Source organism: Serratia sp. BNK-4 (assembly GCF_048685115.1).
Classification (GTDB): Bacteria; Pseudomonadota; Gammaproteobacteria; order Enterobacterales; family Enterobacteriaceae; genus Serratia; species Serratia bockelmannii.
This window is the reverse complement of record NZ_JBLQTM010000001.1, coordinates 5073773-5087313: the sequence shown is the minus strand read 5'-3', so window position 1 is coordinate 5087313 and position 13541 is coordinate 5073773. Positions and strand designations below refer to the sequence as shown.

General features: G+C 51.8%; 11 protein-coding genes, 4 tRNA genes, 2 rRNA genes and 1 other RNA gene. 2 read left to right on the top strand and 16 right to left on the bottom strand.

Features of this window, described 5'->3' with window-relative positions; translation table 11 throughout:
- Positions 1 to 91 precede the first annotated feature (91 nt).
- The 12 genes from rplL to ACMGGW_RS24085 all read right to left on the bottom strand — a co-directional run bounded on the left by rplL (position 92) and on the right by ACMGGW_RS24085 (position 5683).
- A complete protein-coding gene (gene rplL, locus ACMGGW_RS24140; protein ID WP_004929903.1) occupies positions 92 to 457 on the bottom strand; it encodes a 50S ribosomal protein L7/L12 in 366 nt (121 codons plus the stop codon).
- Positions 458 to 520: 63 nt separating this feature from the next.
- Entirely contained in the window at positions 521 to 1018 is a 498-nt protein-coding gene (rplJ, locus tag ACMGGW_RS24135) for a 50S ribosomal protein L10 (RefSeq protein ID WP_004929905.1), read from the bottom strand.
- A gap of 338 nt (positions 1019 to 1356) precedes the next feature.
- Entirely contained in the window at positions 1357 to 2061 is a 705-nt protein-coding gene (rplA, locus tag ACMGGW_RS24130) for a 50S ribosomal protein L1 (protein WP_019456443.1), read from the bottom strand.
- A 3-nt stretch (positions 2062 to 2064) separates the two neighbouring features.
- Positions 2065 to 2493: a 50S ribosomal protein L11 gene (rplK, locus tag ACMGGW_RS24125; protein WP_015376316.1), complete on the bottom strand. Its 429-nt coding sequence runs from the start codon at positions 2491 to 2493 to the stop codon at positions 2065 to 2067.
- Between the two features lie 165 nt (positions 2494 to 2658).
- Entirely contained in the window at positions 2659 to 3204 is a 546-nt protein-coding gene (nusG, locus tag ACMGGW_RS24120) for a transcription termination/antitermination protein NusG (protein ID WP_004929914.1), read from the bottom strand.
- A 1-nt stretch (position 3205) separates the two neighbouring features.
- Complete coding sequence (gene secE / locus ACMGGW_RS24115) at positions 3206 to 3589, bottom strand: preprotein translocase subunit SecE (RefSeq protein WP_004929916.1); 384 nt, start codon at positions 3587 to 3589, stop codon at positions 3206 to 3208.
- A 259-nt stretch (positions 3590 to 3848) separates the two neighbouring features.
- The gene (gene tuf / locus ACMGGW_RS24110; protein WP_015376315.1) at positions 3849 to 5033 is read right to left on the bottom strand and encodes an elongation factor Tu; all 1185 of its coding nucleotides are present in this window, start codon (positions 5031 to 5033) and stop codon (positions 3849 to 3851) included.
- A gap of 109 nt (positions 5034 to 5142) precedes the next feature.
- Positions 5143 to 5218, bottom strand: a tRNA-Thr gene (locus tag ACMGGW_RS24105).
- A 6-nt stretch (positions 5219 to 5224) separates the two neighbouring features.
- A tRNA-Gly gene (locus tag ACMGGW_RS24100) sits at positions 5225 to 5299 on the bottom strand.
- Positions 5300 to 5335: 36 nt separating this feature from the next.
- Positions 5336 to 5451, bottom strand: a non-coding RNA gene (locus ACMGGW_RS24095) — RtT sRNA.
- Between the two features lie 46 nt (positions 5452 to 5497).
- Positions 5498 to 5582 (bottom strand) — tRNA-Tyr (locus tag ACMGGW_RS24090).
- A gap of 25 nt (positions 5583 to 5607) precedes the next feature.
- Positions 5608 to 5683, bottom strand: a tRNA-Thr gene (locus tag ACMGGW_RS24085).
- Between the two features lie 396 nt (positions 5684 to 6079).
- On the opposite strand from ACMGGW_RS24085, the gene ACMGGW_RS24080 reads away from it, so the two are divergent.
- Together ACMGGW_RS24080 and coaA are read left to right on the top strand one after the other, a co-directional pair.
- Positions 6080 to 6628 (top strand): GNAT family N-acetyltransferase, encoded by a 549-nt coding sequence (locus ACMGGW_RS24080; protein WP_025304937.1) that lies wholly within the window; start codon positions 6080 to 6082, stop codon positions 6626 to 6628.
- Between the two features lie 219 nt (positions 6629 to 6847).
- A complete protein-coding gene (gene coaA, locus ACMGGW_RS24075; protein ID WP_025304936.1) occupies positions 6848 to 7798 on the top strand; it encodes a type I pantothenate kinase in 951 nt (316 codons plus the stop codon).
- 48 nt (positions 7799 to 7846) lie between these two features.
- Here coaA and birA read toward each other — a convergent pair whose 3' ends face one another.
- From birA to ACMGGW_RS24055, 4 genes are all read right to left on the bottom strand, one after another.
- On the bottom strand, positions 7847 to 8809 hold the full coding sequence (gene birA / locus ACMGGW_RS24070) for a bifunctional biotin--[acetyl-CoA-carboxylase] ligase/biotin operon repressor BirA (RefSeq protein WP_025304935.1): 963 nt from the start codon (positions 8807 to 8809) through the stop codon (positions 7847 to 7849).
- Positions 8806 to 9843 (bottom strand): UDP-N-acetylmuramate dehydrogenase, encoded by a 1038-nt coding sequence (gene murB, locus ACMGGW_RS24065; protein WP_025304934.1) that lies wholly within the window; start codon positions 9841 to 9843, stop codon positions 8806 to 8808. The genes birA and murB overlap by 4 nt, the downstream gene beginning before the upstream one ends.
- Before the next feature lie 376 nt (positions 9844 to 10219).
- A 5S ribosomal RNA gene (gene rrf, locus ACMGGW_RS24060) occupies positions 10220 to 10335 on the bottom strand.
- Positions 10336 to 10434: 99 nt separating this feature from the next.
- Positions 10435 to 13342: ribosomal RNA gene (locus ACMGGW_RS24055) — 23S ribosomal RNA — on the bottom strand.
- Positions 13343 to 13541: the final 199 nt, after the last annotated feature.

The following is a 13541-nucleotide window of genomic DNA, read 5'->3' as shown; positions in this document are numbered from 1 at the left end:
GCTACTGGCGCCCTACAGCGCAAAAAGGCTGGTGACTAAAAAGTCACCAGCCATCAGCCTAAAAGACTAGGCTGCAACCGGAAAGGTTGGCTTATTTAACTTCAACTTCTGCGCCAGCTTCTTCCAGAGATTTTTTCAGAGCTTCTGCGTCATCTTTGCTCACGCCTTCTTTCAGAGCGGCTGGAGCAGATTCAACCAGGTCTTTAGCTTCTTTCAGACCCAGGCCGGTAGCGCCACGTACTGCTTTGATAACAGCAACTTTGTTAGCGCCTGCAGCTTTCAGGATAACGTCGAATTCAGTTTTCTCTTCAGCAGCTTCAGCTGGGCCAGCAGCTACAGCTACAGCAGCAGCAGCAGAAACGCCGAATTTTTCTTCCATAGCGGAAACCAGTTCAACAACGTCCATTACGGACATAGCGGCAACTGCTTCCAGGATTTGGTCTTTAGTGATAGACATAACAATTGTTCCTAAAATTCAGAAATAGTTTAAATACGTTAGCAAAGGCTAAGAAAGAGTGGCTTACGCCGCTTCTTTCTGATCGCGTACTGCAGCCAGAGTGCGAACCAGTTTGCCGGCAGCGGCTTCTTTCATGGTTGCCATCAGGCGTGCGATCGCTTCTTCGTAAGTTGGCAGCGTCGCCAGGCGGTCGATTTGCGCCGCTGGGATCAGCTCACCTTCAAAGGCCGCAGCTTTAACCTCGAATTTTGCATTCGCTTTCGCGAACTCTTTGAACAGACGAGCAGCAGCGCCCGGGTGTTCGTGAGAGAATGCAATCAAGGTTGGACCGACAAACGTGTCTTTCAGGCATTCGAATGGAGTGCCTTCAACTACGCGACGCATCAGGGTGTTGCGAACAACACGCATGTAAACGCCAGCTTCACGACCTGCTTTACGCAGTTCAGTCATTTTATCTACGGTAACGCCGCGGGAATCCGCAACAACCGCAGACAGCGCGCCTTTGGCTACTTCGCTGACTTCAGCAACAATCGCTTGTTTGTCTTGAAGATTTAATGCCATTAGCTTTTTGCTCCTGGATTAGCCGGGGAAAATCCCCCGGAACTCACTTCACTCGGCGCTTTGTAAAACGCCACGCCGAGCGGCTTAACACGGTGAGCAGAATCCAGCAAAGACATTCTTTTATAAAAAAGAAAAATTTTCTTAGGCTCTGTCACCGTCTACGCAGGAAGGATTAAGTATCTTGCGATACACCTGCGGTCTTGGACGGAGGCCTGGATAGGCCAGGCTCCAACCGAAAAATCTTTGTTTTGCCTACGGCATAGCCAGTAGCAAAACCTTGGGGCATAAGATTCTAGACAAATCTCGGCCCCAAGTCAAAGCGATAATCGCAAGTGCGATTAGTTCGCTGCAGCAGACAGACCGCTCTGATCGATAGCAACGCCAGCACCCATGGTGGTGGAGAGGCTAACTTTCTTGATGTACATGCCTTTCGCCTGAGAAGGTTTTGCTTTTTTCAGCGCAACCAGCAGGGCTTCCAGGTTTTCTTTCAGCTTGTCTGCGTCGAAATCAACCTTACCGATAGTGGTATGGATGATGCCGTTTTTGTCGTTACGGTAGCGAACCTGACCAGCTTTAGCGTTTTTCACTGCTTCAGCAACGTTCGGAGTAACGGTACCCACTTTCGGGTTTGGCATCAGGCCGCGTGGACCCAGGATCTGGCCCAGTTGACCTACAACGCGCATTGCATCCGGGGAAGCAATAACAACGTCGAAGTTCATTTCGCCTTTCTTGATCTGGTCAGCCAGATCGTCCATACCTACCAGCTCTGCGCCGGCAGCTTTCGCTGCTTCAGCGTTAGCGCCTTGGGCAAATACGGCAACGCGAACGGAACGACCGGTGCCGTGTGGCAGAACGGTAGCGCCACGAACATTTTGGTCAGATTTACGAGCGTCGATGCCGAGGTTAACGGCAACGTCAACGCTTTCTACGAATTTAGCGGTGGCCAGCTCTTTCAGCAGAGCAACAGCTTCGGTGATGTCATACTGTTTAGTAGCATCAACTTTGTCACGGATCACGCGCATGCGCTTGGTCAGCTTAGCCATCTCTTAATCCTCCACTACCAGGCCCATGGAACGAGCGGTACCTTCGATGGAGCGAGTCATCGCTTCAACGTCAGAACCAGTCATGTCCGCAGCTTTGGTTTCTGCGATTTCACGTACCTGAGCACGGGTCACTTTACCTACTTTGTCTTTGTTCGGCTTACCGGAACCAGACTTGATACCAGCCGCTTTTTTCAGCAGAACTGCTGCTGGCGGGGTTTTGGTAACGAAAGTGAAGGAGCGATCAGAATAAACGGTGATAACAACCGGAATCGGCAGACCTTTTTCAACGCTGTCAGTCTTAGCGTTGAATGCCTTACAGAATTCCATGATGTTAACGCCCTGCTGACCCAGAGCTGGACCCACTGGTGGGCTCGGGTTCGCCATACCAGCTGCAACTTGCAGCTTGACGTAGGCTTGTACTTTCTTAGCCATTTAAATTTCCTCGGTTTGGGTAGTATCGCCTCGCAAAAGGCTCCCCGTGTTTCACCTCGCCAGACAGGCATCAGGCAAGGCATCTAAAAACAAAAGGCGCGAAATTGTAGTTCAATTTCGCGCCTTTGACAAGCGGCAACGGACCGCTTATTGCTGATTATTCGATCAGCCTTTTTCAACCTGGCTGAAGTCCAGTTCCACCGGCGTTGCACGGCCGAAGATGGAAACGGAAACTTTCAGGCGGCTCTTTTCGTAATCGACTTCTTCGACCACGCCGTTGAAATCGGCAAACGGGCCATCGTTGACGCGCACCAGCTCGCCCGGCTCGAACAGCGTCTTCGGACGCGGTTTGTCACCAACCTGCTGCAGGCGGTTCATGATCGCATCAACTTCTTTATCGCTGATAGGCGCAGGACGGTCAGACGTGCCGCCGATGAACCCCATGACACGCGGCACGCTGCGCACCAGGTGCCAGCTGGCGTCATTCATCACCATCTGCACCAGCACGTAGCCAGGGAAGAATTTACGCTCGCTCTTGCGACGCTGGCCACCACGGATTTCAACCACTTCTTCCGTAGGCACCATCACTTCGCCGAACAGCTCTTCCATATCGTGCAGTTTGATGTGTTCACGCAGCGATTGCGCTACGCGACCTTCAAAACCGGAAAACGCCTGAACGACGTACCAACGTTTTTTTGGAGCTTCAGACATTTTAGAACCTCAGGCCAGTAATAAACGACACCAGACGGACCAGAATACCATCCAGTCCCCACAGAATCAGTGACATCACGGCGGTTACCGCGGCAACGATCAACGTGGTGTGTAGCGTTTCCTGACGAGTTGGCCAAATCACTTTACGTACTTCGGTACGCGCTTCGCGGGCAAACGCAACGGTGGCTTTGCCTTTGGTGGTCATCAGAGCCACTGCACCTGCAACGGCGATGATCAGCACAACTGCCAGCGCGCGCAATGGCAGGCTTAAATCACGGTAGTAATAGTTACCGACAATAGCCACAACCAACAGAACGGCGACGATCAGCCACTTTGCCGCTTCCAGGCCGCGTCCGCTCCCTTGAGCCTCGGTATTCGCACTCATAAACCAACCTGTCACAATGATGATTCAGAACAAACAACTTTGCCTCGCATTGCGAGGCAAACCAAACCGATCGGATACCGCAATAGCAATATCCCGGTGTTTTACGCCATGACGTATTCAGTCAATACGGTTTAAGAGCCCATCTCACCAATGATTATGACTGCAAAATCGCTGATGAGATAGGTTCTAGTTCACAGCGTAGAAAAAGGGCATCAAATGATGCCCTTTTACCGCGTGTCGCGTCAAACTTTATCAGCGATTAAGCGATAACTTTAGCAACAACGCCTGCGCCAACGGTACGGCCGCCTTCACGGATTGCGAAACGCAGACCGTCGTCCATCGCGATTGGGTGAATCAGGGTTACAACCATGTTCACGTTGTCGCCTGGCATTACCATCTCTACGCCTTCTGGCAGTTCGATGGTACCGGTCACGTCAGTGGTACGGAAGTAGAACTGTGGACGGTAGCCTTTGAAGAATGGCGTGTGACGACCACCTTCATCTTTGCTCAGGATGTACACTTCAGATTCGAACTGGGTGTGTGGCTTGATGGAGCCTGGTTTAGCCAGTACCTGACCACGTTCGATTTCTTCACGTTTGATACCACGCAGCAGAACACCTACGTTCTCACCAGCACGGCCTTCGTCCAGCAGTTTGCGGAACATTTCAACGCCAGTACAGGTAGACTTAACGGTGTCTTTGATACCAACGATTTCAACTTCTTCGCCAACTTTGATGATACCGCGCTCAACACGACCGGTAACAACGGTACCACGACCGGAGATGGAGAATACGTCTTCGATTGGCAGCAGGAACGGCTTGTCGATAGCACGCTCTGGCTCTGGGATGTAGCTGTCCAGGGCTTCGGCCAGTTCGATGATTTTCGCTTCCCACTCAGCTTCGCCTTCCAGCGCTTTCAGCGCGGAACCGCGGATCACTGGCAGGTCGTCGCCTGGGAAGTCGTACGCGGACAGCAGTTCGCGAACTTCCATTTCTACCAGTTCCAGCAGCTCTTCATCATCAACCATGTCGCATTTGTTCATGAATACGATGATGAAAGGAACGCCAACCTGACGACCCAGCAGGATGTGCTCACGAGTCTGAGGCATTGGGCCGTCAGTCGCAGCTACTACCAGGATCGCGCCGTCCATCTGAGCAGCACCGGTGATCATGTTTTTCACGTAGTCGGCGTGCCCTGGGCAGTCAACGTGCGCGTAGTGACGAGTCGGGGTGTCATACTCAACGTGAGAGGTGTTGATGGTGATACCACGAGCTTTTTCTTCTGGCGCGTTATCGATCTGGTCGAAAGCACGTGCAGAACCGCCGTAGGTTTTAGCCAGAACGGTGGTGATCGCTGCAGTCAGGGTAGTTTTACCGTGGTCAACGTGGCCGATAGTACCGACGTTAACGTGCGGTTTTGTACGTTCAAACTTTTCTTTAGACATCGATTGTCCCTCTAAGACACGGATAAATCGGTGGTATCACCACATCAACCAAGCATTTGCTCGTTGAATCCAGAACAGAAAGAAAATCAGGGGGCGAGAAATTAAGAAGTGGTGCTGATAGGCAGATTCGAACTGCCGACCTCACCCTTACCAAGGGTGCGCTCTACCAACTGAGCTATATCAGCACATCTTGGAGCGGGCAGTGGGAATCGAACCCACATCATCAGCTTGGAAGGCTGAGGTAATAGCCATTATACGATGCCCGCATCCTGGAACTCGGCTACCTGATTTTTCTGTAGAATTTTGGGATGGAGCAGGACTATTCATCACTCGCTTCGCATCCTTCGGGCCGGCTGCGCCTTGCGCTGCACAGCTCGAACCTTGCCGAAGGCTTTCGCCCTCTCCTCCCGCCATCAACCGCTGCGGTATTTATCGCATCTCAGTTAATCGCCGAAGGCAAGATTTGGTGGTGGGGGAAGGATTCGAACCTTCGAAGTCTGTGACGGCAGATTTACAGTCTGCTCCCTTTGGCCGCTCGGGAACCCCACCAGATTTTAACTACTTGTGACTTGAATGGTGCCGGCTACCGGAATCGAACTGGTGACCTACTGATTACAAGTCAGTTGCTCTACCTACTGAGCTAAGCCGGCATCAAGTGCAGCGCATTCTAGGTAGAGCGGACGGCCTATGCAACAAAAAAATTGCTTTACGCGCACTTTCGCTCACAAATCAGTCAATTTTGCATGCTGTCATGCAATTCGCAGCCTGCGGCGTGCAAACATTCATCACTTGCGGCAATCATTCTCTACAATTTTATCCACTTTTTGCAAGCATTGAGAGCCCCTTTCTCCGTGTCGGGCTTCTCAAAACACGTAACCTGCGTCGGTAAACCGTGAGCGGGATCGATGCACCAAAAAGAGGATCGCTGCCCAGGTTCGTGGCGTGAACTACACTTATTGCTCGCTCTTTCGCCGTGGCTATGCCTTTCGTCGTTCTGGCGCAGTTATTGCTTATCTTCATTACCCCCATCTCTGGAGGAATGACCGATGAAAATAGTGCCTATCAACGCCGCTACGCTCCCGATTTATCGCGATGAATTGGCTCGCCTGTTGACCGATGCGGTCACCCACGGTGCTTCAGTGGGCTACGACACCTTAATCCCGCATGAAGACGCCGAGAGTTACTTCCACAGCCTGCGTCCCGCCTTGGCCAAAAGCGAGCTGCTATTGTGGATTGCCCGCGACGAACGCGGCGTCGTTGGCACCGTGCAACTCGAGCTCTGCCAGAAACCGAATGGCCGTAATCGTGCGGAGGTGGTGAAGCTATTGGTGCATAGCCGCGCTCGCCGCAACGGCGTAGGTCTGGCGCTGATGAAGACGTTGGAGCAGGCGGCACTGCAACAGCAGCGCGGGCTATTGTACCTGGATACGCAGGCTGGCTCAGCGGCTGAAGCGCTTTATCGCAGCCTGGGTTATCGCTGTTTGGGCGAGCTACCGGATTATGCAGCGGGCCCCGATGGGCATTATCATCCGACCGTCATTTATTACAAACGTCTATTCACCGTAAACCAACCTTCGCGCGCCATTGCCTGCTAGCCTTCAGGCGGTATCCGGCCCCGATGATACCGCCTTGCAACCCCGCCTTATCAACTGCGCGCCGCTTCGCACAATTGACATAAACTGCTGCCTATCGACAACTTTTGCGAAAAAAGTCTACGCCAAAAACGAAGCTGTCTATAATATGCAGCTTGTTTATTCTCTGGAGTTGGCGTCCGGCGCCTTTCCCAACCTGCGTTAACAGGCAGAATTTGGCTTATGATAAAAAGAGATCAATCTTTAGCAACGCCTTACCTACAGTTCGATCGTACCCAATGGGCTGCGTTGCGAGATTCGGTGCCGCTGACGTTATCGGAAGAAGAGATCGTTAAGCTGAAAGGGATTAACGAAGATCTCTCGTTGGAAGAAGTTGCGCAGATTTATCTGCCGCTGTCACGACTATTGAACTTCTATATCAGTTCCAACCTGCGCCGACAGGCGGTGCTCGAGCAATTCCTCGGCACCGACGGGCAAAAAATTCCCTATGTCATCGGCATCGCCGGCAGCGTAGCCGTAGGTAAGAGCACGACCGCACGTCTGTTGCAGGCGTTGCTGAGCCGCTGGCCGGAACACCGCAGCGTTGAGTTGATCACGACCGACGGCTTCTTGCATCCTAATAAGGTGCTGAACGAACGCGGCCTGATGAAGAAAAAAGGCTTCCCGCAGTCTTACGATATGCATAGCCTGGTGAAATTCGTGTCAGAAGTGAAATCCGGCGCCAAACGCGTTACCGCTCCGGTTTATTCTCATTTAATCTATGACGTTGTACCTGAGGGTAATAAAGTCATCGAGCAACCGGATATTCTGATCCTGGAAGGGCTTAACGTATTGCAAAGCGGTATGGATTACCCGCACGATCCTCATCGCGTATTCGTTTCCGATTTTGTCGACTTCTCCATATATGTCGATGCCCCGGAGACGCTATTGCAAAGCTGGTATATCAATCGTTTCCTGAAATTCCGTCAGGGCGCATTTTCCAATCCCGATTCTTATTTCCATAACTATTCAAAATTGCCGGAACCGGAAGCGATTAATATCGCTACACAATTGTGGAATGAAATTAACGGCTTGAATTTGCAGCAGAATATACTACCTACCCGCGAACGCGCCAGCCTGATCATGACCAAAAGCGCCAACCATGCCGTTGAAAGCGTGCGCTTAAGAAAGTAAGACTACCGATCGCTCAAGGGGACGGTAACGTCCCCTTGGTTGCGCTCGCTATTCTGCACTGCGCAGCGATATCTCTCCGCCGATAAAGGGTTTGATCTCCCCATCTTGTTCCAGCAGCAGTGCCCCCTGCGAATCGATGCCTCGTGCGATCCCTACAATCTGCCGCTCACCAATCAGCAGTTTGACCGGTCTGTCGATAAAATTATCCAACGTGCGCCAACGACCAATGAATGGCCCCAGCCCATCTATCTCGAATTGTTTTAACGACTGCCGCAATTCATTGAGCAAAGTAGCAGTCAGCTCATTACGATCGATGTTAATGCCGGCTTCTTGCAGGTTGATCCAACCTTGGTTGATCCCCCCGGCATTGGTATCCCGCATCGCCAAATTAATGCCAGCACCGATGACCAACTGAGCCGCATCGCCAGTTTTTCCTGTCAACTCGACCAGGATCCCTGCCAATTTGCGATCATTCAGGTAGAGGTCGTTGGGCCATTTTACTCGCACGTCTTTAGCACCAAGGCGTTGCAAGACCTCCGCCATCACCATGCCGATCACCAGGCTCAGCCCCATCGCCGCAGCTGGCCCCTGTTCCAATCGCCAAAACATCGACAGGTATAAATTGGCGCCAAACGGCGAAATCCACTGGCGCCCACGACGACCGCGGCCAGCCAGTTGATACTCAGCGATGCAGGCGTCGCCAGATTGTAGTGTTTCGATACGATCCAGCAAATATTGATTGGTAGAGTCGACTACCGGCAACACGGTAACGCGTTTGTCGTCCAACCCTTTTAGAATGCGTTCCGCCTCCAATAGCGGCATGGGGGCAGGCAAGCTGTACCCTTTGCCAGGCACGGTAAAGACATCCAGCCCCCACTCGCGAATGGTTTGAATATGCTTATTGATCGCAGCACGGCTCATGCCGAGTGACTCACCGAGGTGTTCCCCGGAATGGAATTCGCCGTCGGCCAACAACGCGATCAGTTTTAACGGAACCTTGGTATCTTTCATGACAGCACCGCCACGGCATTCAGCTCACCGGTCGCGCCAATAAAGCGCACCTCAGGCTCCAACCACACACCGAATTTATCGGCCACCGTCTTGCGTACGTGGCGCGCCAGCGCCACCACATCCTGGCTGTGGGCATTGTCGATGTTCACCAGCACCAGCGCCTGCTGGCGGTGTACCGCAGCACCACCGATGCGATATCCTTTCAGCTCGCATTGGTCGATAAGCCAGCCGGCGGCCAGCTTCACCTGACCATCCTGCTGCGGATAATGCGGCATGCCAGGATATTTGGCGACGAGTTCTGCGGCTTTCTCTGCGTTCACCAAAGGATTCTTGAAGAAGCTGCCGGCATTGCCGGTTTCGCGCGGATCGGGCAGCTTGCTGCGACGCATAGCACATACGGATTCAAATACCTGAAGCGGCGTCACCGTGGTGGGCTCCAGCTTGGCCAGATCGCCGTAACTCAATTTGGGTTGCCACTGTTTGTTGAGACGCAGACCCAGCCCGACAATGACATGCCCAGTTTGGAAACGGTGCTTGAAAATGCTTTCCCGGTAGCCAAAACCACACTCGGCAGCCGGGATGCGATCGATAGCGCCGGTAGAGAAGTCCAGCAAATCGACATACTCGCAGACGTCTTTCAATTCGACGCCGTAGGCGCCGATGTTCTGAATAGGGGCGGAACCGGCCAATCCAGGGATCAACGCCAGGTTTTCCAGGCCGCAGATCCCAGCCTGCAGCGTATATTGCACCAGGTCATGCCAATTTTCACCGGAGCTGACGTGGAGATACCAGGCATCGTTATCTTCTCGAACATCGATACCCTTCAACTGATTGACCATTACCGTGCCCGAGAAATCCTCCAGGAACAGCACGTTGCTACCTTCACCGAGAATCAGCAGCGGCTCCTGACGCTTGCGCGTTTGTTGCCACACCTTGAGCATCAGCTCAATTCTATCGGCCATGATCAGGTGCGCTGCGTTGACCGGGAGCGCAAACGTATTGTGGTTTTTTAAAGACGCGCTTTCAGTAGACATAACGTTCAGTACCTATACGGAAATAATCTTTCGCCTAGTCTACTCGATTCGAGGCGTCTGGCTAATATTTGTTTTAATTAACGTGAAATTTATCGAATAATACACTAAAGAATTAAGATTTATCTTTGATATAGCCAGATATTTCTTATCAACACATTAATAAATAGGCATTTTTATTATTTAAATAATAATCTGAAGCTATCAATTATATATTAATCTGGCTATTTCTCTGGCAAAAAACATTATGATTCCTTATAAGAATAAGCTACATATGCCAAAAAGGTATTTTTCAAAGTAATAGATACAGCCAGTATATTTATTTTACGCATAGCAAAAAGCCCTGAACGTCAGTTCAGGGCTTTCGGCTTTATTTGATGCCTGGCAGTGTCCTACTCTCGCATGGGGAGACCCCACACTACCATCGGCGCTACGGCGTTTCACTTCTGAGTTCGGCATGGGGTCAGGTGGGACCACCGCGCTATTGCCGCCAGGCAAATTCTGTTTCATTCCAACCGCCTCACTTCCATGAAGCCATCAGAACCAATCTCGGAACTTCGCTGAAAATCTCTCTAAAAACACCTTCGGTGTTGTAAGGTTAAGCCTCACGGATCATTAGTACTGGTTAGCTCAATGCATCGCTGCACTTACACACCCAGCCTATCAACGTCTTAGTCTTAAACGTTCCTTCAGGGGCCTTAAAGGCCCAGGGAAGACTCATCTTGAGGCAAGTTTCGCGCTTAGATGCTTTCAGCGCTTATCTTTTCCGCACTTAGCTACCGGGCAATGCCATTGGCATGACAACCCGAACACCAGTGGTGCGTTCACTCCGGTCCTCTCGTACTAGGAGCAACCCCTCTCAATCTTCCAACGCCCACGGCAGATAGGGACCGAACTGTCTCACGACGTTCTAAACCCAGCTCGCGTACCACTTTAAATGGCGAACAGCCATACCCTTGGGACCTACTTCAGCCCCAGGATGTGATGAGCCGACATCGAGGTGCCAAACACCGCCGTCGATATGAACTCTTGGGCGGTATCAGCCTGTTATCCCCGGAGTACCTTTTATCCGTTGAGCGATGGCCCTTCCATTCAGAACCACCGGATCACTAAGACCTACTTTCGTACCTGCTCGAGCCGTCACTCTCGCAGTCAAGCTAGCTTATGCCTTTGCACTAACCTCACGATGTCCGACCGTGATTAGCTAACCTTCGTGCTCCTCCGTTACTCTTTGGGAGGAGACCGCCCCAGTCAAACTACCCACCAGACACTGTCCTCACCCCGGATTACGGGGCCGAGTTAGAACATCAAACATTAAAGGGTGGTATTTCAAGGATGGCTCCACGCAGACTGGCGTCCACGCTTCAAAGCCTCCCACCTATCCTACACATCAAGGCTCAATGTTCAGTGTCAAGCTATAGTAAAGGTTCACGGGGTCTTTCCGTCTTGCCGCGGGTACACTGCATCTTCACAGCGAGTTCAATTTCACTGAGTCTCGGGTGGAGACAGCCTGGCCATCATTACGCCATTCGTGCAGGTCGGAACTTACCCGACAAGGAATTTCGCTACCTTAGGACCGTTATAGTTACGGCCGCCGTTTACTGGGGCTTCGATCAAGAGCTTCGCCTTGCGGCTGACCCCATCAATTAACCTTCCAGCACCGGGCAGGCGTCACACCGTATACGTCCACTTTCGTGTTTGCACAGTGCTGTGTTTTTATTAAACAGTTGCAGCCAGCTGGTATCTTCGACTGGCTTCAGCTCCATCCGCGAGGGACTTCACCTACATGCCAGCGTGCCTTCTCCCGAAGTTACGGCACCATTTTGCCTAGTTCCTTCACCCGAGTTCTCTCAAGCGCCTTGGTATTCTCTACCTGACCACCTGTGTCGGTTTGGGGTACGATTTAATGTTACCTGGAGCTTAGAGGATTTTCCTGGAAGCAGGGCATCAACTACTTCTGCACCGTAGTGCATCGTCATCACGCCTCAGGGTTAGTATGCAACCGGATTTACCAGGTCACACCCCCTACACGCTTAAACCGGGACAACCGTCGCCCGGCTAGCCTAGCCTTCTCCGTCCCCCCTTCGCAGTAACACCAAGTACAGGAATATTAACCTGTTTCCCATCGACTACGCTTTTCAGCCTCGCCTTAGGGGTCGACTCACCCTGCCCCGATTAACGTTGGACAGGAACCCTTGGTCTTCCGGCGAGCGGGCTTTTCACCCGCTTTATCGTTACTTATGTCAGCATTCGCACTTCTGATACCTCCAGCAACCCTCACAGGCCACCTTCAACGGCTTACAGAACGCTCCCCTACCCAACAACGCCTAAGCGTCGCTGCCGCAGCTTCGGTGCATGGTTTAGCCCCGTTACATCTTCCGCGCAGGCCGACTCGACCAGTGAGCTATTACGCTTTCTTTAAATGATGGCTGCTTCTAAGCCAACATCCTGGCTGTCTATGCCTTCCCACATCGTTTCCCACTTAACCATGACTTTGGGACCTTAGCTGGCGGTCTGGGTTGTTTCCCTCTTCACGACGGACGTTAGCACCCGCCGTGTGTCTCCCGTGATAACATTCTTCGGTATTCGGAGTTTGCATCGGTTTGGTAAGCCGGGATGGCCCCCTAGCCGAAACAGTGCTCTACCCCCGAAGATGAGTTCACGAGGCGCTACCTAAATAGCTTTCGGGGAGAACCAGCTATCTCCCGGTTTGATTGGCCTTTCACCCCCAGCCACAAGTCATCCGCTAATTTTTCAACATTAGTCGGTTCGGTCCTCCAGTTAGTGTTACCCAACCTTCAACCTGCCCATGGCTAGATCACCGGGTTTCGGGTCTATACCTTGCAACTAATCGCCCAGTTAAGACTCGGTTTCCCTACGGCTCCCCTATACGGTTAACCTTGCTACAAAATATAAGTCGCTGACCCATTATACAAAAGGTACGCAGTCACACCACGAAGGTGCTCCCACTGCTTGTACGTACACGGTTTCAGGTTCTATTTCACTCCCCTCGCCGGGGTTCTTTTCGCCTTTCCCTCACGGTACTGGTTCACTATCGGTCAGTCAGGAGTATTTAGCCTTGGAGGATGGTCCCCCCATATTCAGACAGGATGTCACGTGTCCCGCCCTACTCATCGAACTCACGACCTGTGCATTTTAGTGTACGGGGCTATCACCCTTTGCTGCGCGACTTTCCAGACGCTTCCACTAACACACAAGCCGATTCAGGTTCTGGGCTCCTCCCCGTTCGCTCGCCGCTACTGGGGGAATCTCGGTTGATTTCTTTTCCTCGGGGTACTTAGATGTTTCAGTTCCCCCGGTTCGCCTCATGCCACTATGTATTCATGACATGATAGTGTGTCGAAACACACTGGGTTTCCCCATTCGGGTATCGCCGGTTATAACGGTTCATATCACCTTACCGACGCTTTTCGCAGATTAGCACGCCCTTCATCGCCTCTGACTGCCTAGGCATCCACCGTGTACGCTTAGTCACTTAACCTCACAACCCGAAGATGTTTCCATCGTTCGTGCTGCAAACATTTGAGAGACTCTATGACAGGTTACTCTTTATCCCAATACGTCTACGGAGGGATAAATTTCAGCCGTCATGTTTCAATTTTCAGCTTGTTCCAGATTGTTAAAGAGCAATATCTTAAACATGACTCGCAAGTCATCTTTAAGATTTTTTCGGTTATCGC